Consider the following 23290-nt stretch of genomic DNA (forward strand, 5'->3'; position numbering starts at 1 on the left):
TGGGCTGAAAATCCAGAGCCGTTTCTAACGTTCCTGCTTCATCCACCAGGTTCTGTCATGGACGAAAACGGCCCCAGTGCTCATCCAACAATACGTCCGGTTATCGTGGCTCACCTTGAAGTACTGTTGCGAGAGTCGGTCATGGCCGACAAGGCCACCGAGGTCGCTGCTGTGCGTGTTTCTACACCTAACTTCACATACACATGTTCCAGATGTTTGTTCACGGTGCGTGGGCTCAGATCAAGAATGGTGCCGATGTCGCGGTTGGTCTTGCCGCAGGCCACCCAGCGCAGAACCTCGACTTCCCGACCGGTGAGCTGAAAGCGTGCCGACAGCACCCTGTGCGCCGGCTCGTCGTCCAGGCTCGGCGCGGCTGGTTGTGACGCCGCTCGGGCCGACAGCAGGATGCGCGAGGTGCGCAGGTGCGCGGCGACCCGGGCCAGCACTTCGTCGGTCTGGATCGGCTTGGTCACGTAGTCGCTGCCACCCACTTCAAAGCCCTGGACCACATGCCTGCTTTCCGTCAGCGCGGTCATGAACAGCACCGGAATATCGGCGTTGGCCGGTTGCTCCTTGATCCGCCGGCAGGTCTCGAAGCCATCCAGGCCCGGCATCATCGCATCCAGCAGAATCAGGTCTGGACGCCGGCGTTCGATGCGGTTTAGGGCGCTGAGCCCGTCGAGGGCCACCAACACCATGTAGCCGGCATCGTTGAGGGCGTCGGAGAGCATGGCGAGGTTGTCCGGGGTGTCGTCCACAATCAACACGACACCGGGTTCAGCGACTGTGGTCAGTGCATTCATCTTCTGCCTCCTTGAGGGCGCGGTTGATTTCGTCCAGGCGAAAATTTTTCAGCAGCTTGCGTAGCGAACTGATGAAAGGGGCGGTGGCCGGCGTCTCGGCCTGGATGGCGTCGAGTTTTTCGTGCAGACCGCGTACGTAGCCGATGGCGCTGAGTTCGCCGAGGGCGATGAGGTCAGGCTGTGAGGGCAATATCCCCGGTTCGGGGAATGTCGCAGGGGCTGGTTTTTCGCGGCGCAGCCAGTGCAGGTCGAGCTGTTTCTGGATCCGCTCAAGCAGCTCCGGGGTGTGTACCGGCTTGGCAAGGTAGTCGTTGCAGACACTGGCCAGGCTGCGCTCGCGCTCGTCGTTAAAGGCATTGGCCGATATCACGATGATCGGTGCCGTGGACAACGCATTGCGGCGGATCAGCCGGCTGGTTTCCCAGCCATCCATCGTCGGCATCGACAGGTCCATGAGAATCAGGTCCGGCCCCAGCAGGGCGACCTGGCGAATCGCTTCCTGGCCGTTGCTGGCCTGGACCACTTCAAAGCCCAGGGGCGTAAGCATGCCGCTGAGGACCTTGCGATGGTCCACATGGTCGTCCACTACCAGCACCAGACGCCGCGGCCCCTGGTAGCCGATGATGTCGTGTTCGACATGGATCACCGCTTGCGGCACCCGTACTTGCGAGAGAAACAGGCGCACCTGGAAACAGGTGCCCTTGTCCTGCTGACTCTTGACCTGCAACTCGCCGCCCATCAGCGAGGTGAGCATGCGGGTAATGGTCAGGCCCAGGCCAACGCCCTTGTCCTGGCGCATCAGATCACCGCGCTCGAAAGGCTGGAAGATTCGCTCGATGTGCTCGGGGTCGATGCCGATACCCGTGTCGATGATGTCGAAGGTTGCCGTCTCGCGCATGTAACTGACCCGCAGGCAGACCTCGCCGCTGTCGGTGAAGTTGACCGCATTGCCCAACAGGTTGATGAGGATCTGCCGGACGCGCTTTTCGTCACCTCGCACCACCGCCGGCATCTTGCCGATCAGCTCCAGGCGAAAGCGCAACCCTTTGTCCCGGGCTTGTGGGGTGAACATCAGCTCCAGATCGTGGATCAGTTCCGGGAAGGGGATTTCCGTCGGCTCCAGGCGCAATTTGCCAGCCTCGATCTTGGCCACATCGAGCAGGCCGTCGATCAGCGACAGCAGGTGCGAACCGCTGCGCAGGATGGTCGCCAGGGCATCCTGATGCTGCTCCGGCATGGCCGCGTCGCGCTGCAGGATCTGGGTAAAACCGAGGATGCTGTTCAACGGCGTACGCAGTTCGTGGGACAGTCCGGTGACGTAGCGACTCTTGGCCGCGTTGGCCGCCTCGGAAGCCTCCTTGGCATCTTGCAGGGCCTGGTCGGTCAAGCGGTGGGCTTCGATTTCCTGCATCAGCAGCAGGGTCTGGCGGTCCGATTCTTCCTGGGCCACGCGGCGGCTTTCCCGCGTCAGAACGACCCACCAGGCGAGGATGGCCGCCAGTACCGAGAGCGTCAGGAAGGCCTGGAAAAATGCCTGGTACAGCGTCGCCTGGGCTTGCGGCGAGTGGGGCAGTCCCTGGGAGGCCTGGCCATAGATCAGCGCCAGAGCGCCGCTGAGCATCAGGATTAGCGCGAGCAGCAGGCCCAGGTAATGCACTAGCCGGGTGTGCAGGCGTGGCACCGTTGCATTGGGCAGCAACCAATGCAACAGCGCTTCGAACTGCGCCGACAGACGCCCGTGAGGTTTGCAGCGATCTCCGCAACGCGCATCCAGCGAACAGCAAAGTGAGCAGATGGGCGTGCTGTAGGCCGGACAGAAAGCCATGTCGGCGGTTTCGAACGGGTTGCTGCACAGGCCGCAGGTGATCAGCGTGCTCGGTGCCACCGGTTGCAGCAGTAGCGGATCGCTAGTGCGGGCAATGTAATAGCGGCTGCGTGTGGCCCAGGCCAGCAGCGGGGTCATGACCAGCGAGGTGCCGAGGGCGACGAAGGGCGGGGCGGCCTGGGCCAGCGCACCAAATAGACCGAAGTGGGCGAGGACCGACAGCAGCGAGGCAATCAGCATGGAGCCGACGCCCACCGGGTTGATGTCGTAGAGGTGAGCGCGCTTGAACTCGATGTATTTCGGTGACAACCCCAAGGGTTTGTTGATCACCAGGTCGGCGACCACCGAGCCGATCCAGGCGATGGCGATGTTGGCGTAGAGACCGAGCACCTGGTCAATGACGTCGAATACCCCCAGCTCCATCAGCATCAGGGCAATCGCCACATTGAACACCAGCCAAACTACGCGGCCGGGGTGACTGTGGGTGACCCGGGCGAAAAAGTTCGACCAGGCCAGGGAGCCGGCGTAGGCGTTGGTCAGGTTGATCTTCATCTGCGAGACGAAGACGAACAGCACCATGGCCGCCAGGGCCCATTCCGGCGAGGCGAACACATAACCGAAGGCCACCAGGTACATCTGGGTCGGCTCCGTAGCGCGCTCGATGGGGATCTCGTGTTGCAGGGCGAGAAACGCCAGGAAGGCGCCAGCGAACATTTTCAGGGCGCCGGGCAGGATCCAGCCGGGGCCGGCGCAGAGCAGGGCGGCCCACCAGCGCTTGCGGTTGGACGCGGTTTTTTCCGGCAGGAAGCGCAGGTAGTCGACCTGTTCGCCGATCTGCGTCACCAGGGACAGGGCCACGGTACAGGCAGCGCAAAACGCCAGCAGATTGAAGTCGCCGCTGGCATCACGGCCCTGGAAACTGGTCCAGTCGCTGAAGGCCTCGGGGTTTTTCAGCAGCACAAACAGATAGGGCAGCACCAGCAGCACCAGCCACAACGGCTGGGTCCAGAGTTGCAGGCGGCTGATCAGGGTCACCCCATAGGCCACCAGGGGGATCACCAGCACAGAGCAGATCACATAAGCAAAGGCCAATGGGATATGGAAGTACAGCTCCAAGGCCAGGGCCATGATCGCTGCTTCCAGGGCGAAGAACAGAAAGGTGAAGCTGGCGTAGATCAGTGAGGTGATGGTCGAGCCGATGTAGCCGAAGCCGGCACCGCGGGTCAACAGGTCCATATCGACGCCGTAGCGGGCGGCGTAGTAGCTGACGGGCAGGCCGGTGAGGAAGATGATCAGGCTCACGGCGAGGATCGCCCAGAAGGTGTTGGTGAAGCCGTAGCTCAGGGCCAGCACCCCGCCAATCGCCTCCAGGGCCAGGAACGACACCGCGCCCAAGGCGGTGTTGGCGATGCGCAGCTCCGACCATCTGCGAAAGGACTTTGGTGTGTAACGCAGGGCGTAGTCTTCCATGGTTTCGTCGGCGACCCAGCTGTTGTAGTCGCGACGGATCTTGGCGATGCGCTGGGTGCCAGGTGGAAGCACGGCGAAAGACTCCTGGGGTCAAGGCGCTCCGTGCCTGGCGGGTGTGCCCGTGGCGGATAACCGAGCAATTTTCATGCCCTGCACCGCGCCGTCGTGCCGCGCCAACGGTTGCCTGCGCGCGTGTCCGCGCAGTGCCGTTCAGGCGGCGCCTGGAGCGATAGCCTGCGCCGCCTTGGTGCATTTTTCCCTACGTCAAATGACGTATGCGCTTACGTCAGGCTGCGTATACCCGTCGCCGATCCGCGCCGCCATGCTGATGCCACCACCGTTGCCGGCCGCCCCAAGGCGAGCTGTCAGCGTCATCGCAGAGGAGTAGCAGCATGGAACCACGATTGATCCGGACCAAAGGCCTGTTGCCGCGCCGCCTGGCGCTGGGGGCGGCGGCCCTGTCGCTATTGGCTGCCAGTGTGTTCAGCCAGGGTGTATGGGCCGACGAGGCCAATAGCACCGGCCTGGCGGTGACCGCCACTGAAGTCACGGTCGGCCAGTTGCACTCGGCCACCGGCACCATGGCGATTTCCGAGACCGGTTCGATCCAGGCCGAACGCCTGGCCATCGAGCAGATCAACGCTTCAGGCGGCATCCTCGGTCGGCAGATCAAGGTGATCCAAGAAGACGGCGCCTCCGACTGGCCGACCTTCGCCGAGAAGGCCAAGAAGCTTCTGGTCAACGACAAGGTGGCCACGGTGTTCGGCTGCTGGACCTCGGCGTCGCGCAAGGCTGTGCTGCCGATCTTCGAGAAAGAAAACGGCCTGCTCTACTACCCGACTTTCTACGAGGGGCTGGAGCAGTCGAAGAACGTGATCTACACGGGCCAGGAAGCCACCCAGCAAATCCTCGCCAGCCTCGACTGGATCGCCAAGACCAAAGGCGCCAAAACCTTCTACCTGGTGGGATCGGACTATATCTGGCCACGCACCTCGATGAAGATTGCCCGCAAGCACATTGAAAACGTGCTGCACGGCACCGTGGTCGGCGAAGACTATTACCCGCTCGGGAACACCCAGTTCGGTTCGCTGATCAACAAAGTCAAGTTGAAGAAGCCCGACGTGGTGTTCGCGGCAGTGGTGGGTGGCTCCAACGTGGCCTTCTACAAACAACTCAATGCGGCGGGTGTCAATTCGGCCAAGCAGACCTTGCTCACGCTCTCGGTCACCGAAGATGAGTTGCTGGGCATCGGCGGCGAGAACATGGCCGGTTTCTATGCCTCGATGAAGTACTTCCAGAGCCTGGACAACCCCAACAACAAAGCCTTCGTCGACGCTTTCAAGGCCAAGTACGGCAAGGATTCGGTGATCGGCGACGTGACCCAGGCCGCGTACCTGGGCCCATGGTTGTGGAAGGCTGCGGTGGAAAAAGCCGGCAGCTTCGATGTCGACAAAGTGGTTGCAGCCTCGCCGGGCATCGAGTTGAAAACCGCGCCTGAAGGCTACTTCAAAGTGCATGAAAACCATCACCTGTGGAGCAAGACCCGCATCGGTGAAGTGCAGCCCGATGGCCAGTTCAAAGTGGTGTACGAGTCCGATCTGATCGAGCCGAATCCGTTCCCTAAAGGCTATCAGTAAGGTCTGGGCCATCGCGGCAGGCCGACTCCAACACTCTGTGGGAGCTGGCTTGCCGGCGATGGAGCTCCAGCGTTTTTCCACATCCTTCCTCCAAGCAGGAGTCCATCATCATGGAATGGCTATCGGAATTTGGTGCCATCGCGGCGATGCAGGGGTTCAACGGCTTGTCCGTGTTCTGTGTGCTGCTGTTGATGGCATTGGGGCTGGCGATCATTTTCGGCCAGATGGGGGTCATCAACATGGCCCACGGCGAGTTCCTCACGATCGGCGCCTACACCACCTATGTCTGTTCGAGCCTGACCAGTCATTTCGCCCCGTGGTTTCAACCCTATTATTTTTTCATCGCCATCGCCCTGTCGTTTCTGGTGGCCGGGGCCATCGGCTGGCTGGTGGAGTGGGCGATGATCAGTCGGCTCTACAAGCGTCCGTTGGACACATTGCTGGCGACCTGGGGGCTGTCCCTGGTGATGCAACAGACCTTCCGTTCGGTGTTCGGCGCCCGTGAAGTCAGCGCCACGCCGCCGGAGTGGCTGATGGGTTCGTTCAACTTCACCGAGTCCATCGAGATCCCGCGCAACGGCCTGTTCGTGATGGCCCTGACCCTGCTGCTCACCGCGGCCATTTTTCTCTTGCTCTACCGCTCACGCTGGGGCCTGCAAGTGCGGGCCACGGTGCAAAACCGGCTGATGAGCCGTGCCGTGGGCATCAACACGCGCAAGGTCGACCGCATGACCTTTGCCCTCGGCTGTGGTGTCGCGGGGGTGGCCGGCGCGGCCTTTACCACCATTGGCTCCACCGGGCCCACCGCGGGCTCGCAGTACATAGTCGACACCTTCCTGGTGGTGGTCTTCGGCGGCGCACAAAGCCTGTTCGGCACTATTGCGTCGGCGTTCGTCATTGCCCAGACCCAATCGATCTCGGAGTTCTTCCTCAGTGGTTCGATGGCCAAGGTGCTGACCCTGTCCGGGGTGATTCTGATCCTGATGTTGCGCCCTCAAGGGTTGTTCTCCATCAAAGTGCGCAAGTAGAGGCGAGCCAATGAAGCTTTTAGACAAGATGCTGGCGGGCAAGCAGAACCTGCTGGGCGTGGCCCTGTTGGCGCTGCTGATTCTCGTGGTCTTCCCGCTGACCCTGGATGCCTTTCGCTTGAACATGGTGGGCAAGTACCTGACCTATGCCTTCGTCGCTGTCGGCCTGGTGCTGTGTTGGGGCTATGGCGGCATTCTCAGCCTCGGGCAAGGGGTGTTCTTCGGCGTCGGCGGCTACTGCATGGCGATGTTTCTCAAGCTCGAAGCCTCCGACCCGCAGAGCACCAAAATCCAGTCGACGCCGGGCATTCCGGATTTCATGGACTGGAACCAGATCACCGAACTGCCGTGGCTCTGGGTACCGTTCCACAGTTTCAGCTTCACCCTGTTGGCGGTGATCCTGGTGCCGGTAGTGCTGGCCTTCATCATTGGCATGGCGCTGTTCAAGCGGCGGGTGGGGGATGTTTATTTCTCTATCGTCAGCCAGGCCATCGCGCTGATTCTCACGGTGCTGATCGTCGGCCAGCAGGGCCTGACCGGCGGAGTCAACGGCATCACCGATCTCAAGACGCTGCTCGGCTGGGACCTGCGCAGTGACAGCGCCAAGCTGCTGCTGTACTTCATCAACGCGGCCTTGTTGTTCGGCTGCATTTTCATTGGCCGTTTCGTCCTTGCGTCGAAGCTCGGGCGGCTGCTGATGGCGATGCGCGATAAAGAGGAGCGGGTGCGCTTCTCCGGTTATGACGTGGCCAGTTTCAAGATTTTCGTGTTCTGCATCGCCGCTGCCTTCTCGGCCATAGGCGGCGCCATGTTCGCCTTGCAGGTGGGCTTCATGTCGCCTTCGTTCGTCGGCATCGTGCCATCCATCGAGATGGTGATCTTTGCCGCTGTCGGCGGGCGCATGTCGCTGCTCGGCGCGGTGTATGGGGCCTTGCTGGTGAACTACGGCAAGACCTATTTCTCCGAGTCCTTCCCCGAATTGTGGCTGTACCTGATGGGCGGGCTGTTCATTGCCGTGGTCATGTACTTCCCCAATGGTTTGGCCGGACTCTGGGACAGCCATGGCCGCCAGGCCCTTGGCCGTTTATTGCGGCGTACCCCGCAGCAAGCTGTCGTTGCCGCGCCTCTGCCGGAGACGTCGCGCACTGCACCGCCGACCCCAGCTTCTGAACGCCCTTCGCTGGAGACGCAGCCATGACCGCCGTAGGTTTTCAGATGAACAAGCCGGTGCTGGTTATCGAGGGGCTGACGGTGTCCTTCGACGGTTTCAAGGCCGTGGACAACCTCAACCTGTACATCGACCGCAATGAAGTGCGGGTGGTGATCGGGCCCAACGGCGCAGGCAAGACCACGGTGCTCGACCTGATCTGCGGCAAGACCCGCGCCACCAGCGGCAGCATCCAGTTCGATGGAAAGGAACTGACCAAGATGCGCGAGTACAACATCGTCCGTGCCGGTGTCGGGCGCAAATTCCAGAACCCGTCGATCTACGAAAACCTCACGGTGTTCGAGAACCTGGAGATGTCCTACCCGGCCGGGCGCAAGGTGTTTGGCGCGTTGTTCTTCAAGCGCAGTGCCGCAGTGATTGCCCGGGTTGAAGAGGTGGCGCGGGAGATCTTTCTCGGCGAGCTGTTGCAGCAACAGGCCGACCTGCTGTCCCACGGCCAGAAGCAGTGGCTGGAGATCGGCATGCTGCTGATGCAGGACCCTGACCTGTTGATGCTCGATGAACCGGTCGCAGGGATGAGCGTCAACGAGCGCGTACAGACTGCGGAACTGCTCAAGCGCATCAGCCAGGGCCGCTCGGTGCTGGTGATCGAACACGACATGGAGTTCGTCAAGAGCATCGCCCATAAGGTCACGGTGCTGCATCAGGGCAAGGTCCTGGCCGAGGGCAGCATGGAGTCGGTGCAGAACAACCCGAAAGTCATCGAAGTCTATTTAGGCCATTGAGGAAGCAGGCATGTTCAACGTAGACAAGCTGTCCTGTGGTTACGGCCAGAGTCAGATCCTTCACGACCTCGACCTGGCCGTGGCCAAACGCGAAATCGTCGCCGTGATGGGACGCAACGGCATGGGCAAGACCACGCTGTTCAAGAGCTTGATGGGCATCCTTCCGCAGTGGCGGGGGCAGGTCAGCGTCGATGGTCAGGAAGTCTCGAACCTGGAAACCCACGAGCGGGTGGAGCACGGCATCGCCTATGTGCCTCAGGGGCGGATGATTTTCCCTAGCATGACGGTGTTGGAAAACATACAGACCGGCCTGCCGGCATCGGCCCGGGGCCAGGTGCCCGAAGACCTCTATGCGTTGTTTCCGGTGCTCCACGACATGCGCTCGCGCAAGGGTGGCAACCTTTCGGGCGGGCAGCAGCAACAACTGGCGATTGCCCGGGCACTGGCGACCAATCCCAAGGTGTTGTTGCTCGATGAGCCCACCGAGGGCATCCAGCCGTCGATCATCAAGGACATCGCCCGCACTTTGAAAGAGATCCGCCACCTGCGCGACCTGACCATTGTGGTCTCCGAGCAGGTGCTGTCATTCACCCTGGAAATCGCCGACCGCTTCCTGGTGATCGAGAAGGGTCGCTTCGTGATTGAGGAGACCCGGGACAAGGTCGACGAATCCACCATCAGTCGCTACCTCTGCGTATAGGCGCGATCGGCCCCCTTGTAGCAGCTGGCAAGCCAGCTCAAAGGGGTACGTCATCCAACGTATTGGCCGATTCGTGCCGCCATTCGAGACTGGTTCCAACGCGGTACATCCCTAATGTTCAGGAGCTTCGCCATGACCGATACCTTGATCAAAGTCGACCTCAACCAGCCCGCCACCGAGAACGAACAGATCCACAACCGCTGGCATCCGGACATTCCCATGGCCTGCTGGGTCAAGCCGGGGGATGACTTTATTCTTGAGACTTACGACTGGACCGCTGGCGCGATCAAGAACAACGACGACGCCTCGGATGTGCGTGACGTCGACCTGTCCACCGTGCACTACCTGTCCGGTCCAGTGGGCGTGCATGGCGCCGAGCCGGGGGATCTGCTGGTGGTCGACCTGCTGGACATCGGCGCCAAGGCCGAATCGATGTGGGGCTTCAACGGCTTCTTCTCGCGGCAGAACGGTGGCGGATTCCTCACGGATCACTTTCCCAGCGCACAGAAAGCCATCTGGGATTTCAAAGGCATGTTTACCAGCTCGCGGCACATTCCCGGGGTCAACTTTGCCGGCCTGATCCACCCCGGATTGATCGGTTGCCTGCCCGACCCGGTAATGCTCGGCGACTGGAACCGCCGTGAGCAGGAACTGATCGACACCCACCCGACCCGCGTGCCGCCCCTGGCCAACGCGCCGCTGGCTGCCACCGCACACATGGGCAAGCTCAAGGGCCAGGCCCGGGATGATGCCGCGGCAACGGGCGCGCGCACCGTGCCACCGCGTGAACATGGTGGTAACTGCGATATCAAGGACTTGTCCCGGGGCTCGAAGATTTTCTTCCCGGTCTACGTCAAAGGCGCCGGGTTGTCGGTGGGGGATCTGCACTTCAGTCAGGGGGACGGCGAGATCACCTTTTGCGGTGCTATCGAGATGGCCGGCTGGGTTCATATGAAAGTCGAGCTGATCAAGGGCGGCATGGCCAAGTACGGGATCAAGAACCCGGTGTTCAAACCCAGCCCGATCATCCCGACCTACCAGAACTACCTGATCTTCGAAGGTATCTCGGTGGATGAAGCCGGCAAACAGCACTACCTGGACGTGAATATCGCCTATCGCCAGGCCTGCCTGAATGCGATCAACTACTTGACCAAGTTTGGTTATTCCCCCGCCCAAGGCTATGCCCTGTTGGGTTCTGCGCCGGTGCAAGGGCATATCAGCGGCGTGGTCGATATCCCCAACGCCTGCGCGACCCTCTGGTTACCCACCGAAATCTTCGAGTTCGACATCAACCCCAACGCCAACGGTCCCATCAAACACCTCGACGGCAGTATCGATCTGCCGATTGCCCCGGACCTGTGAGACACGCCCGAGCTCGATCAATATCTGGAGAGCGCCATGCCGACCTATGAGTACGAATGTCAAACCTGTGGTTCTTTCACAATGTTGCGGCCCATGGCCCAACGGCACGAGTCGTGCCAGTGCCCGTCTTGCGCGGGCCCGGGAGGGCGGTTGCTGTTGTCTGCGCCGGCACTGACGACGTTGTCGAGCAGTCAACGCCAGGCCATGGCGACCAACGAGCGAAGTGCCCACGCGCCGCAGACGCTTGGCGAGTACCAGCAGAACCGTCGTCATCCCAGTGGGTGCAGTTGTTGCGCACCGAGCAAACCGCTGGCCCCGACCAAAGAAAATCCACAGGGGCTCAAGCGTAAAACCGGCTCCAGACCTTGGATGATCAGTCATTAACAGAGGCAAATCTCATGCGTCATGGTGATATTTCCAGCTGCCCGGATACCGTGGGTGTCGCTGTCGTCAATTACAAAATGCCGCGGCTGCATACAAAAGCCGAGGTCATTGAAAACGCCCGCCAGATTGCCGACATCATCACGGGGATGAAAAGCGGTCTCCCCGGCATGGACCTGGTGGTGTTTCCTGAATACAGCACCATGGGCATCATGTACGACCACGATGAGATGATGGCGACTGCCGCCAGTATTCCAGGCGAAGAAACTGCGATCTTTTCCGCCGCGTGCCGTGCGGCTGACACGTGGGGGGTGTTTTCACTGACCGGTGAGCGGCATGAGGAACATCCCCACAAAGCCCCGTACAACACGTTGGTGTTGATCAATAACCAGGGCGAAATCGTCCAGAAGTACCGCAAGTGCATTCCCTGGTGCCCCATAGAAGGTTGGTATCCGGGTGATCGGACCTATGTCTGCGAGGGTCCCAAGGGCCTGCAAATCAGCTTGATCATTTGTGATGACGGCAACTACCCGGAGATCTGGCGCGACTGTGCAATGAAAGGGGCGGAGTTGATCGTCCGTTGCCAGGGCTATATGTACCCGGCCAAAGAGCAGCAGGTGATGATGTCCAAAAGCATGGCCTGGGCCAATAATTGCTATGTGGCAGTGGCCAATGCGGCCGGCTTCGATGGGGTTTATTCCTACTTTGGTCACTCGGCGATTATTGGCTTCGACGGTCGCACCCTGGGCGAATGCGGTGAAGAGGAAATGGGTATTCAGTACGCACAATTATCCGTTTCGCAAATCCGCGATGCGCGAGCGAACGACCAATCACAGAATCATTTGTTCAAGCTGCTGCATCGCGGTTACACCGGGGTCTATCACTCCGGGGACGGCGACAAGGGAGTGGCTGACTGCCCGTTCGACTTTTACCGCACCTGGGTACTGGACGCGCAGAAAGCCCGGGAAAACGTCGAAAAACTGACCCGTAGCACCGTCGGCGTGGCTCATTGCCCGGTGGGAGAGCTTCCCCACGACGGTAAAGAAAAACACGCAGGCTAAACCATGCCTTTGGTGAATGATCGCATCGACCCAAACCACCCCCAGCCTAGCCTGACCAGCGCATCACCGGCAGCAGAGTTGTTGACCTCACGCTTCGCCTTCAATCCCGCCCAAGTCATGGCGTTGTTGCGCAGTCGAATTGTCGGCCAAGAACACGCCATGAGCGCGGTCGAGGCGTTGCTAAACGTGGTTAAGGTCGATATTGGTGAACGTGAGAGACCGTTGACGGTGAACCTGTTCATGGGGCCGACCGGTGTCGGCAAGACCGAAATAGTACGTCTGCTGGCACTGGCCATACACGGTCGCGCCGATGCTTTTTGTCGCATCGACATGCACACCTTGGCCCAGGAGCATTACTCGGCGGCGCTCACCGGAGCGCCACCTGGTTATGTGGGGAGTAAAGAGGGCGTCAGTCTGTTCAATAGCGAATTGATTCAAGGCACCTACAGTCGCCCAGGCATCGTGCTGTTCGATGAGCTGGAAAAAGCCAGCAAGGAAGTGGTGCGCAGTTTGCTGGGCATTCTTGAGAACGGCCAACTGACCTTGGCGGGCGGTAGCCGAACACTGGATTTTCGCAATAGCCTGATCTTCATGACCAGCAACATTGGAGCCCGGCAAGCGACCACCTACAGGGAACGTTTTTCACGCGGTTGGCGGCGCTGGCTCGGTATCGCCCCACAAGGTGAGCAGGCTATGTTGGAGCTGGCGTTGCACGCGTGGTTCGAACCGGAGTTTCTAAATCGTATTGATCGCATCCTGGTTTTCCAACGCATCGAAACCCAATGGCTGGAAGCGTTGTTGCAGATCGAACTGAACAAACTCAACCAACGTCTCGGTCAGCATCGCCGTACGCTGGTCCTGGACGCTGCGGCAAGCGACTGGCTGTGCCAAAAGCATGACCCACGCTTCGGTGCTCGGGCCCTGACAAGGCGAGTGCGGGTTGAGCTGGAGCCTGCCATCGCTGAGTGTTTGCTGGCTTATCCGCAGGCAATGCAGATGGTTGGGACGGTCGAATCAAACAGGCTCAGGGTTGTTCCATTGTCGTAAGAGACGACACCGAATTGAGGTCCGCCGTGATACCCCGCTTACCGGCGATCCTGACCAGCATTCAGTGTCCCGTTGCCGAGTTCAGCAGTCGAGGATTCAGCCGGTGCAAACTTTTGGCGGCCGGGCAGTTGCCCGAGTCGGGAATAGGTCTGTGATTCGACATCGGCCACGGGGTTGCCCAGGCTGACAGTTGCCGATGGTCGAGCCGGGAGGGCCTCAGCACTCTCTATCACTGTTGCAGGCGATGCCGCGACGGCAGAGCGAGTCTGGATGGGAATGGCAGAGCTGGCGTGGTTGTTCAGGTCCTTGGCACGGGCGTATGCCGAAGCAACTGGCATGGCTGGAAAGGTCATGATCCTGATATTCAGCTGCCCCATGTGCCGCGCTCTGAATCAACGCCGACGGTCTGCCCGCCCGCCTACCATTTTGCAGAAAACCAGTATCGTGCGAGCTTCACCTGGGTTCTAAGGCCTACCTGACCTTTTACGCATAAATCCTCCAGTTCCTCGACTGACCTCAAAGGATCCTTCTTTGCGCTGGGTTTCAGGCCATCTTGATAGGTTGGGCCAAACTCAGGACTGGCCTGCGAAAGGAGTCGGATTGCTTTCGCGTAGTCGTCTTCGAGATCTTCGGGCAAGGTGCCGCACGCTGCTTTTGTATGCTGATAGACCTGCCCCCACATGAAACCCGATTTGTCGGGGGTGTTGAGGTCCGAATAGGAGTGGGCTGCTGCAGAGGTACAGTAAAAAGTCAGTGACATTGCAGCCATTAAAAGTTGTTTGTGCATCGTTTGTTGATCCCTTCCGTGGTTGTAAAAAAACGACTTATACATTGCGCATCTTCTTCAAGTCCACGTTTTGCGCGCCCGGCATGGAGCGTAAGCGCACCAACTAGGCTGGGGGTGGCTACGTTGGTGACTTGGAAGGGGTGACTCGCTTTTAGCGAAAGCGTCTATGCAGCTCTTCGCAAAGAAGTAATAAGGACATTACGTGCTACGGAAAGTGATTCTGCTGATTCTGGTCGCCAGCTTAGGCGGCTGCATGGCCACCGCGATGCGGATGGATTACGACAAGCATCGGTGCCCCTATATTGGCCTGCGTTTTGACTGGTGGCTGGTGGGCACGTCCAAAGGAAAGCTGATCCCTTTCTTGCTTATCGACGCACCGTTCTCACTGGTGGTCGATACCGTATTCTTCCCCTTCGAATATCAGTACAGCTGTAACCTATAAGTGACAGGGATTCTTACGTGTCGGGGGATTTGTGGTTACTGTTGGCGTTGGTTCACGGCAAGGTCGGTCCGCGAGCCAGGATTCAGACAGAGCGCTTTTCTAAAGTAGAGGGATTCTCATGAAAGCCGTAGTTTACGAAGCCTTTTCCCAACCCCCACGTTTGATGACAGTCGAAGACCCGAGCCCCGAGCGTCACGGTGTGGTTGTTCAAGTCCTGGGTACGGGCGTATGCCGAAGCGACTGGCATGGCTGGAAAGGTCATGACCCTGACATTCAACTGCCCCATGTACCCGGTCACGAATTGGCGGGAGTCGTGGCGGAGGTGGGGCGGGATGTCACCCGATGGAAGGTGGGCGATCGTATCACCGTGCCTTTTGTCGGTGGCTGCGGCGCGTGTCCGGAATGCAATAGCGGCAACCAGCAGGTGTGCCACAGCCAGTTTCAGCCGGGTTTCACCCATTGGGGCTCTTTCGCCGAGTATGTGGGGATTCACAAGGCGGATTTGAACCTGGTTGCGTTGCCGGAAAACATGGACTTCGCCACGGCGGCGAGCCTTGGTTGTCGGTTCGTCACTTCGTTCCGTGCGGTTGTCGATCAAGGCAAGGTCACGGCGGGCCAGTGGGTGGCGGTTCATGGCTGTGGTGGCGTGGGGCTGTCCGCCGTGATGATCGCCCACGCTATCGGAGCGAACGTCATCGCCATCGACATCTGCGACGATAAGCTCAAGCTTGCCCAGTCGCTCGGTGCCGTCGCGACAATCAACGCAAGCCGGGTGGCGGATGTCACCGAGGCGGTACTCGAGATTACGAAGGGCGGCGCTCACGTTTCGCTGGATGCCCTGGGCCATCCTACGACCTGCTTCAACTCCATCAATAATCTGAGACGGCGTGGAAGGCATGTCCAGGTCGGTTTGATGCTGGCGGACCACAGCACGCCCTCGATCCCAATGAGTAAGGTCATTGCCTACGAGCTGGAGATTTGCGGCAGCCATGGCATGCAGGCTCACCGTTACGGCGCGATGATGGAGATGATCACGTCCGGCAAGCTGGCGCCTGAAAAACTGGTGGGTAAGACCATCAGCCTTGAGCAATCGATTGATGCGCTCATGAACATGGACCGGTTTGACACTGCAGGCGTTACGGTTGTGACGCAGTTCTAAACGCTTGCCGCTGGCTGGCCGAGGGATTCCCGATACTGTGCTTCGTCGACTTCGGTCAGGGTTGCATAACCGTCGTAGTGATAGAGGCGATGTTGGTCACGGGCGTAGCGGTTATTCAGGAACTCGAGGGTGGCCAGGTCGATCCGCTTGGCGCTCAGCGGGCGTCGATGACAGAACAACTTGCGCGTGCCCAGTTGCAGGAAGTCGGGGTGGGGCACGCGCACTTCATCAGGAACGAACGCCACGTCCAGCGGCTTGCCTTCCGAGAGGATCAGCGTAGGGCTGACAGCATAGGTGCCGAGAATGCGGGTATCCGAGGGGGGTAGCTTTTTTTTCGCCTCCCCGTAGTAATACACCGTGTCCTGATCCTTGGCCCAGCCATGGCCGCAGGATTCGAACGTAGCCGCTTGGGCCCTACGAATCGGCTCTGGGGGATGGTAAAAAATCCGGTGGCAGAACACCGTCTTGCCGTCAGTCAGGTAGGGTGAGCCCAGTGAGCGAAAATGTTCCGCCGATTCCGGGGAAAAACGTTCGGGTACTTCCGTGTCGGCGTTATGGAATGGGATCAGATACAAACCGTTGGCATCACCGCACAGATGCGTGTCCAGCAATTTGAAACTCGCTGCGTCCAGCCCATTGATCACGCGTCCATGGAAATACACCTGGTCGCCTAGCTCAAAACCGAGACCGATGGCCTGTAGCGGCAGCGTTTCCGTGTATGTTTGCGCGGCTTCAGGTGGTGCCTGCAAGCGGTGCCACCAATAACCCTCCAACTGCGGATGGGCTTCGAAGTAAGGCGCCCACGCCGCTTGCATGGCCGCATCGATGATGCCGCCAGAGCCCAGCGGGCCGTGCTTGTCACCTGCCAGCACGGGTGAGTAATCCTGGTCACTACGACAGGGCTGGGACACGACGAAGCTCTCCACGTCGACATCGAGGCGTTTCTGGTGCCTGTAGACGTGTTGGTGATCCCGGTAGTAATCGAACCCCAAGTGACGAAAACTCGGGCCATGGGCATCGCGCAGGCGGGTCCCGGCGGCGTAGACGTACTGGTCGTCCACGGCAAAATACTCATCCTCGTATTCGATGGCGCTGACCACGCGGCCGCCTTCATCGAACGCTGGCTGCCAGCACTGGAGCAGGTGGAAGTCGCCCACGTAGCGAATGGTTTTTCCGGTCAGGTAATAGGCGCGTTGCTTGTCCTTGGCGTAGCGTTCGTTAAGCACGGTGAAGGTCGCCAGATCGGCATTGTCGATGCGGTAGAAGTATTCATAGGCAATGCTCGAGCCTTGCTGCGCTTGCACGATGATCGACTGCCCATCGGTGCCCCAGCGTTGGGCGAGCATCTGGAAGTCGTCCGGGTTGGCGACCGGCAGTGGTGTGCCGTCCTTCTGGTGCAGGGGCTTGAAGCCCCTATAGACTTGATCGTCGATCACTCGATACGACGGGTGGTTGCAATACCGCACCCGCGCCGTGGCGCTGGCGATAATGTGCCCCTGCAAAAAGAGATGCACACCGTCGCAGAACAGCGCGGACGCTGAAGTCACCGAGGCCGGGGACGAGGCCAACAGGGCCAGCCTGTCGGGTCGCGCTTCGTGGATTTGGGTGATCGCGTACTCGCCGAACCAATAGGCGCCAGTTGCGTCACGCCAGTACTGGTGACCGAGGCTTTCCAGGCCTTTGTCGAACCGAAACGGCAGGGGCTGCAGCGCCTGGTAGCCGTGGCGCTCCCGGTAGGCCGGAAGCAGGTAGTAATCACGCAGGGCTTCACGCAACACCCACGGGTTGCGTCGATGCCGCCAAACCGGCTGACCGGCCAGCAAGGGCGAGGGCGGATAGTGCCCAGCGCTGGCACATTGTGCCAACTCGCTGGGTCGTGTGCCTTGAGGGTTGAGCATGATGTACACATCAGGCACTTGCCCATCGCCCAGCAGCACACCGTCCAAGAATGCGAAGCCTTGATGCCATTCAAGGTTCAGCGGTTCCCAGTCAGCCTTATCCGTCCCTGTGATTGTCATTTATTGCGATCTGCTCTCCAGGTAGGTGGAACACCAAGTCAAAGATCCCCGCCGCCACGCTCAAAAAATGAACTTGAACAGCGCAATCACTACGATCAGGCCAATCAGGAAAATGATACCTACGGTACCGCCAAGGAATTTCAACATAAGAACGCTCTCATCGGATGGGCTTAATCGTCTAGACCGCCACCGATAGCGCTCGTTTCGTCGAATATTCATGCGTGATGATCAATGGACCGCAAAGGACCTTGGCACTGGCACATGTTCGAATTTGGAAATGGTCTTGATCCAGTAGCGGCGGTAGTCCGTCTGGTCCGGTGCCAGCGGCTTGTGGCTGGACCATGGGTGTTTCTCCTTCAGGCTGGCGCGGTACGCTTCCCATTCTTTCTGCTCGGCCACTTCCCGGGCTTTGCTCCGGTCGTCGAACCAGCCCAGCACGTAAGCTTCGCCCTGGTCCGTGCCGTGCGCTATCAGCAAATAAATCTCTGTCATGACTGACCTACCGTTCTGTCCTGCGCCCCAGTGGCGGGGTCTTATCCTGGGTATCGGCCGTTATTGGCGGTTTTTGAGATTGATCGCAGAAAAACGCTGAGCCCAGAGGTGCGCCTGACGAAATTGATGAACCGTCGAGCGGTCGCTTGGGCTGGCGAGTGCTTCGACGGCGGTTTTACGCAAATCGCTGTCTTCATCCACGATCCAGACGCCCGGTTCCTGGCTGCGCCGGGCCATTTCACCGAAGCGGGTGGAGATGACGGGCAGGCCGAGGGCACGGTATTCGTAGTATTTGATCGGGTCGACCGAGGCGGTCAGGCGATTGAGTTTGAACGGGATCAAACCCACCGAAAACCTTGCCATGGCCGCGATTGCGCTGGCGTGGGAGCACTCGGGGAGCAACTCGATGTTGGCAGGCAATACGCACGGCGCGGCTGTGAAGACGGGGCCGATCAGCTGGATCCGGTTTCCGGGATTGGCCTTTGCCAGGGCTATGACCAGGTCCCAGTCGAACCAACGACCCAGCGTGCCGACATAACCCAGCACCTGTTGCTTGGCTCCGAGGTCCAGGCGCTCGACCGGCGCCAGTGCGTGCATGTCACAGGCGTTGAGGGCCAGTTCAACCTGGTCGGTCATGCCCAGGAGTTTGTCGCGAAGCGGGCTGGAGGACGCCAGTACGGTGCCCACCCGTCGAATGAGCTGCGCCTGGCGACGTTCCATGGAACCGCGTGACAGGCCCTGATAAAAGGCCGGGAAATCGTCCATGGCATCGTAGACGGCAGGGCTTTGCGGGATCAGCGCCAGCAGTTGCAAGGCCAGCTCGGAAGGTTTTCCCACGCAGATCATGCAGGGCTCTTGGGCGGAAAATGCCACGGCCTCTTTGAACAGGTTGCGCCACAGTCGCTTGAGCAGCATAGCCGAGCCTCGCAGGGGCTCGATGGGTAGGCTCTGGGGTTTGCAGACCCGCAACCAGGGTGGAACGTTGACGCTTTGCTGATCGGCAACAGGCGGCTTGCGCCTGAAGTCGGTCAGCGTCGGTAAGCGTGTCGGGTAGGGATCGAGCCAGAGGACCGGCGCCCCAGTCTGCTGGTGATACCAGTTGACGAAGTGATGGGGGCGCTGGCTGAAGCTGGCCCATGGCACCGGGGACAGGTAGATCATGCGCATGACTGGAAGTACTGCCTTAGAGCGTCGACGATGCGCGCTGCGGCCTTGCCGTCGCCATAGGGGGAAACCCCACGCGCCATGCCCTGGTAAGCCTGTGGGTCATCGAGCAGACGCTGTGCTTGCTCGATGATGGTGTCCCGGTTGGTGCCCACCAGCTTGACCACGCCGAGCTCGACGGCCTCCGGGCGTTCGGTTTCTTCCCGCAATACCAACACGGGTTTGCCCAGGGCCGGGGCTTCTTCCTGCACGCCCCCGGAGTCACTGATGATCAGGTAAGAGCGCTTCATTGCCGCGATAAATGGCGCGTAATCCAGCGGTGCGCAGAGGAGGATGTTCGGCGTCTGGCCGAGCAATCGATGGGCGACATCCTTGACGTTTGGGTTGGGATGGACGGGGTAGAGAATCTGGATGCCTGGGTTGCGCTCGGCCAGGTCCTTGAGGGCCTGGCAGATATTCTGGAACGGTTCGCCGAAGTTTTCCCGTCGATGGCAGGTCACCAGCACCAGGCGTTTACTGGCGTCCAGTGGGATAGCCAAGGTTGAGTCCCGTGCCGCGGTCATCAGCAAGGCATCGATCACGGTATTGCCGGTCAGGGTGATATCGCTGGCGGCGACACCCTCGCGCAGCAAGTTGTCCACGGCATGCGGGGTGGGCGCGAAATGCCAGCGAGCCAGTTTGCCGGCGATCACCCGGTTGGCTTCCTCGGGGAACGGATTGCACAGGTCCCAGGTACGCAGGCCCGCCTCGACATGACCGAAGGGAATCCGCAGGTAGAAACACGCCAGTGCGGCGCACATGACCGTGGTCGTGTCGCCTTGAGCCAGTACGACGTCCGGTTTCTCGGCTTGCAGTACGCCGTCGAGTTCAAGCAGCAAGCGTGAGGTCAGTGCCGTCAATGACTGGTTGGGGCGCATGAGGTCCAGGTCCAGGTCGACGGTGATTGCAAACCCCTCCAGCACCTGATCCAGCAGGCCTCGGTGCTGGGCGGTGGCGAGTACCCAGCAATCGATATTGTTTTCGGCCTGGAGTGCCTTGATCACGGGGGCCATCTTGATGGCTTCCGGACGCGTACCAACGATGCAAAGTACCTTGCGGGTCATGCCTTTTGATTTCCTATCGTGATGGCAAGTGAGCGTGCTATCCGGTCCGCGTTGGCCATGAGGGTCAGCGTGTGGGATTTCTCGGTAAGACTGGGCAGACAGGCACCGTCGACAATATGCACGCCGCTAAGACCCGCGACTTCGCCAAGGCCATCAGTCTGCCCGATCCTGGGCGTCGAGTGCATGGGCAGGGTGCCGGCATAATGGATATCCGCCCCCGGCCTGCCGACGGTGAAGCTCATGGGCATCAAGAGCGCGCCCATTTTCCAATAGATCCGGCGCAGCTTTGCCTCGGCTGCCTTCATGAGCCCGGGGAGCTCCGGATGCTCGTGGCCGTTGATGCTCAACGAACCGTCAGGGCGCAAGACCACCGTGTTGTGAGACAGGTGCCCGGGCAGGAAGAGATTCCCGACGACGCAGGCGCTGAGCAGGTTTTTCAGCAGTTCGATGCTGTAGCGTTTGCTCAGGGGGATCCGGCTGACAAACTCGGTCATGGGCAAACCTGTGGTGCTGAATGTCGAACCGAACGCCGTGGCACTGGGTGTCAGCGCCAGGGCAAACGATAACTGGCCCAGACCAAATGCCGGCGCCCTTGGGGTCCCGAGCATTTTCGGCAGCCACAGCAGGAAGGCTGCCGTCGGCGATGACAGCAGCGGTATCGGGGCCGAATGGTTCAGGCCCTTGAGGGCGAGCCGGGTCGAGGCCAGGGTGCCCGCCGCCAGCAACAGGCGTGTGCCGCGCCAGCGCCGGGCGGAGCGAGGATCGATGATCGTCCATGAACCGTCCTGTTTCTGCAGCTCGTCCACCAGGAAGTCCTGGACGTGCTGGAATCCCGGGTATTGCTTGAGTTTTTGCAGCTCTTGCGATGCGCTGTACAAGGCCTGGTTGTGACAGCCCCACAAGCAGTTTCCCGCCAGGTCGCAGGCCTTGCGTTCGTCCAGGGGCTGGCTCAAGACCGCGACCCGGGAGCGGCCAAGGCGGAACCCCAGGTCGGGAAACGCTGTACGACGTCGGGTGTAGTGATCGAGCAGGCGTTGATGCAGGGCGTCCAGTGGCAGCGGCGGTTGCGACCACTCATCGAGGCCGAAATAGCTTGAAAGGTCGTCGTCGATCCGGCCACTGATGCCGATCCTGCGGGCGACCGTTTCGTAGGACGCCTGCATCTCGGAATAATCGATGGGCAGCCCGGCAAAGTCGCTGGCACCCAGCGTTGCCACGCCGCAACCCCAGGCATTGGACAGGCCTCCGGTTGCCAGTGAACCAATGCCGATAAAATTGTCGGTCTCGATGCGATTGCCGGCGCTGAACCCTTCGAAGACATGGGCATGGGTCGGTGTCTTCAGTTTGGGCGATACCGCGTCCGGTTGGTTCAAGGCGTGGAAGTTTTCGCCGATCATCCATTTCCACTGCTGCGCGTCGTTGCTCCTGGCGTTGAGGAATGGGCGGGTTGGCGGCTCCGATGAGCCGGTACTGGCCTGGGCATCGACCATGAGGACTTTCAGGCCCGCCTTGACCAGTGGATAGGCCGCCGAAGTCCCGGCCGGGCCACTGCCGACAATGATCACATCGAATTCAGGTTTCACGGTGGGCTTCACTTCCAAGCAACAGCTGGCGGGCAAAGGAGCGGCACGCCAGCGCCGCTAGCTGCCACGCCAACGCTTTGACCGCAGAGAGTCCCAACGCAACCAGCGTGGCGACAGGGCTGCGCGACTGCTGGACGCCGAGAAACACCTGGGCGCCCTGGGGACTGGCTTCGGCGATAGCGAGTGCAACCTGCAGGCGCCAGGCCAGTTCCTGGCCGTCGGGCTTGCGCAGGACGCCGGGGTTGTCCAGGAGCGTCAGGAGTATCGGCCAGCCCATCATCAAGGGCGAATGAATGACGGCGCGGGTTTTTCCCGCACGCTCCACTGCCCGGGCATAGCGACTGACCAGGCTGCTGTGCGGCGGGCGTTTGAGCAGGTAGTGCAAGAGCACCGTGGCTTCCTGGAGAAGGCCTCGACGTTGCCCATGGCCGGAGCGATGCATGCCGTGGGCAAGGGGGCGCAGTTGGATGCCGAGTTTTTGCAGGGAACGCTCGCTGTCCATGGGCGGCAGGTGGATGAGGGAGAAAATCCGCTCCAGGCCCAGTTTCGTGCTCAAGGATCGTCCGAGTGACCGGCGCAGTAACCTGAGCAATGGCACTGGCAGGGGGATTGGCAGGCGAGTGGCACGAACCCGGTGCCTCGCGATCGACTGCAGGAAGCGGCCAAAGGCAATCGGCCGCACGGCGCCCAGGTTGAGGACCTCGGCATGCAGGTCGTCGCGCTCGGCAACGGCCAGTATCGAGGCTGCGAGGTCGTCGACATGGATGGGTTGCACGCCAGGCGCGGGCATGAGGATCGGAATGAACGGGCTTCGACGAACCAGCCCTGACAACAAGCCGAAGAGCCCACGTTCGGGGCCGCCGTAGACTTGGCCGGGACGGATCACGGTGCCTCCGGCGGCCAGCACGTGCTGTTCGATACGCCACTTGGTCCGGCCATAAATGCTCGGAGCCGTGGCCTCGGCGGTTTGACTGGAGATGAAGATGAACCTGGCCGAGCCTTGTTGGGCGCACTGGATCAGCGCTTGGGCCGCGTTGACTTCGTCGTCCGCGCCGGCGTCGGTACCCGTCGAGGTGTCGGCGGCCAAATGGATCAGCGCCTGAATGCCGGCCGGGCACGCGGGGGCCTGGCCCCGCAGGTCATAAGGCAGCCAGGCAGAGGAGGCCGGACCCGGCTGGCGCGTCGCGTAAATGACCTCATGTCCCCTTGCTGCCGCGAGGGCGGACACCCGTTGTCCGATGTAGCCTGTCGCGCCGGTGATCAATAGCTTCATCG

21 protein-coding genes and 1 pseudogene are annotated in these 23290 nt (G+C 60.5%); 12 read left to right on the plus strand and 10 right to left on the minus strand.

The window, feature by feature from the left end:
• Positions 1 to 110 precede the first annotated feature (110 nt).
• Positions 111 to 803 (minus strand): response regulator, encoded by a 693-nt coding sequence (locus ACZ5M5_RS11115; RefSeq protein ID WP_103308400.1) that lies wholly within the window; start codon positions 801 to 803, stop codon positions 111 to 113.
• The gene (locus ACZ5M5_RS11120) at positions 778 to 4170 is read right to left on the minus strand and encodes an ATP-binding protein (RefSeq protein WP_092144401.1); all 3393 of its coding nucleotides are present in this window, start codon (positions 4168 to 4170) and stop codon (positions 778 to 780) included. Before ACZ5M5_RS11120 ends, ACZ5M5_RS11115 begins: the two co-directional genes overlap by 26 nt.
• Before the next feature lie 320 nt (positions 4171 to 4490).
• On the opposite strand from ACZ5M5_RS11120, the gene urtA reads away from it, so the two are divergent.
• The 10 genes and pseudogenes from urtA to ACZ5M5_RS11170 all read left to right on the plus strand — a co-directional run.
• Positions 4491 to 5735 carry an urea ABC transporter substrate-binding protein gene (gene urtA / locus ACZ5M5_RS11125; protein ID WP_464739018.1) on the plus strand — a complete coding sequence of 415 codons (1245 nt, stop codon included), beginning with the start codon at positions 4491 to 4493 and terminating at the stop codon, positions 5733 to 5735.
• A 110-nt stretch (positions 5736 to 5845) separates the two neighbouring features.
• Entirely contained in the window at positions 5846 to 6763 is a 918-nt protein-coding gene (urtB, locus tag ACZ5M5_RS11130) for an urea ABC transporter permease subunit UrtB (protein WP_464739019.1), read from the plus strand.
• Positions 6764 to 6773: 10 nt separating this feature from the next.
• Positions 6774 to 7961: an urea ABC transporter permease subunit UrtC gene (gene urtC / locus ACZ5M5_RS11135; RefSeq protein WP_207281614.1), complete on the plus strand. Its 1188-nt coding sequence runs from the start codon at positions 6774 to 6776 to the stop codon at positions 7959 to 7961.
• Complete coding sequence (urtD, locus tag ACZ5M5_RS11140) at positions 7958 to 8716, plus strand: urea ABC transporter ATP-binding protein UrtD (protein WP_464739020.1); 759 nt, start codon at positions 7958 to 7960, stop codon at positions 8714 to 8716. The genes urtC and urtD overlap by 4 nt, the downstream gene beginning before the upstream one ends.
• 10 nt (positions 8717 to 8726) lie before the next feature.
• Positions 8727 to 9416, plus strand: coding sequence for an urea ABC transporter ATP-binding subunit UrtE (gene urtE, locus ACZ5M5_RS11145; RefSeq protein ID WP_063320404.1), 690 nt, complete (start codon positions 8727 to 8729; stop codon positions 9414 to 9416).
• 132 nt (positions 9417 to 9548) lie between these two features.
• Positions 9549 to 10778 (plus strand): formamidase, encoded by a 1230-nt coding sequence (gene fmdA, locus ACZ5M5_RS11150; protein WP_003203578.1) that lies wholly within the window; start codon positions 9549 to 9551, stop codon positions 10776 to 10778.
• Between the two features lie 36 nt (positions 10779 to 10814).
• A complete protein-coding gene (locus tag ACZ5M5_RS11155; protein WP_082534334.1) occupies positions 10815 to 11162 on the plus strand; it encodes an FmdB family zinc ribbon protein in 348 nt (115 codons plus the stop codon).
• A 14-nt stretch (positions 11163 to 11176) separates the two neighbouring features.
• Positions 11177 to 12220, plus strand: a complete 1044-nt coding sequence (locus ACZ5M5_RS11160; RefSeq protein WP_464739021.1) for an aliphatic amidase — start codon at positions 11177 to 11179, stop codon at positions 12218 to 12220.
• A 3-nt stretch (positions 12221 to 12223) separates the two neighbouring features.
• The gene (locus ACZ5M5_RS11165) at positions 12224 to 13267 is read left to right on the plus strand and encodes an AAA family ATPase (RefSeq protein ID WP_464739022.1); all 1044 of its coding nucleotides are present in this window, start codon (positions 12224 to 12226) and stop codon (positions 13265 to 13267) included.
• A gap of 281 nt (positions 13268 to 13548) precedes the next feature.
• Positions 13549 to 13659, plus strand: a pseudogene (locus ACZ5M5_RS11170) (alcohol dehydrogenase); the annotation flags it as partial.
• Positions 13660 to 13685: 26 nt separating this feature from the next.
• On the opposite strand, the gene ACZ5M5_RS11175 reads toward ACZ5M5_RS11170, so the two are convergent.
• Positions 13686 to 14099 (minus strand): hypothetical protein, encoded by a 414-nt coding sequence (locus ACZ5M5_RS11175; protein WP_146042607.1) that lies wholly within the window; start codon positions 14097 to 14099, stop codon positions 13686 to 13688.
• Between the two features lie 157 nt (positions 14100 to 14256).
• On the opposite strand from ACZ5M5_RS11175, the gene ACZ5M5_RS11180 reads away from it, so the two are divergent.
• A complete protein-coding gene (locus ACZ5M5_RS11180) occupies positions 14257 to 14496 on the plus strand; it encodes a YceK/YidQ family lipoprotein (protein ID WP_103308392.1) in 240 nt (79 codons plus the stop codon).
• Positions 14497 to 14614: 118 nt separating this feature from the next.
• Positions 14615 to 15655: a zinc-dependent alcohol dehydrogenase family protein gene (locus tag ACZ5M5_RS11185; protein WP_464739023.1), complete on the plus strand. Its 1041-nt coding sequence runs from the start codon at positions 14615 to 14617 to the stop codon at positions 15653 to 15655.
• On the opposite strand, the gene ACZ5M5_RS11190 is transcribed toward ACZ5M5_RS11185, so the two are convergent.
• The 7 genes from ACZ5M5_RS11190 to ACZ5M5_RS11220 are packed head-to-tail and all read right to left on the minus strand — an operon-like array spanning position 15652 to position 23288.
• A complete protein-coding gene (locus ACZ5M5_RS11190) occupies positions 15652 to 17673 on the minus strand; it encodes a DKNYY domain-containing protein (protein WP_464739024.1) in 2022 nt (673 codons plus the stop codon). The genes ACZ5M5_RS11185 and ACZ5M5_RS11190 overlap by 4 nt on opposite strands.
• Positions 17674 to 17733: 60 nt before the next feature.
• A complete protein-coding gene (locus tag ACZ5M5_RS11195; RefSeq protein ID WP_454250394.1) occupies positions 17734 to 17892 on the minus strand; it encodes a small membrane protein YohP in 159 nt (52 codons plus the stop codon).
• A 9-nt stretch (positions 17893 to 17901) separates the two neighbouring features.
• On the minus strand, positions 17902 to 18165 hold the full coding sequence (locus ACZ5M5_RS11200; RefSeq protein ID WP_003203536.1) for a hypothetical protein: 264 nt from the start codon (positions 18163 to 18165) through the stop codon (positions 17902 to 17904).
• Positions 18166 to 18225: 60 nt separating this feature from the next.
• The gene (locus ACZ5M5_RS11205) at positions 18226 to 19332 is read right to left on the minus strand and encodes a glycosyltransferase family protein (protein WP_464739025.1); all 1107 of its coding nucleotides are present in this window, start codon (positions 19330 to 19332) and stop codon (positions 18226 to 18228) included.
• Entirely contained in the window at positions 19323 to 20432 is a 1110-nt protein-coding gene (wecB, locus tag ACZ5M5_RS11210; RefSeq protein WP_060738162.1) for a non-hydrolyzing UDP-N-acetylglucosamine 2-epimerase, read from the minus strand. Before wecB ends, ACZ5M5_RS11205 begins: the two co-directional genes overlap by 10 nt.
• Entirely contained in the window at positions 20429 to 22015 is a 1587-nt protein-coding gene (locus ACZ5M5_RS11215) for an FAD-dependent oxidoreductase (protein ID WP_464739026.1), read from the minus strand. The genes wecB and ACZ5M5_RS11215 overlap by 4 nt, the downstream gene beginning before the upstream one ends.
• Entirely contained in the window at positions 22005 to 23288 is a 1284-nt protein-coding gene (locus tag ACZ5M5_RS11220; protein ID WP_464739027.1) for an NAD-dependent epimerase/dehydratase family protein, read from the minus strand. The genes ACZ5M5_RS11215 and ACZ5M5_RS11220 overlap by 11 nt, the downstream gene beginning before the upstream one ends.
• Positions 23289 to 23290: the final 2 nt, after the last annotated feature.

The sequence above is a fragment of the Pseudomonas sp. Van50 genome (assembly GCF_055390755.1).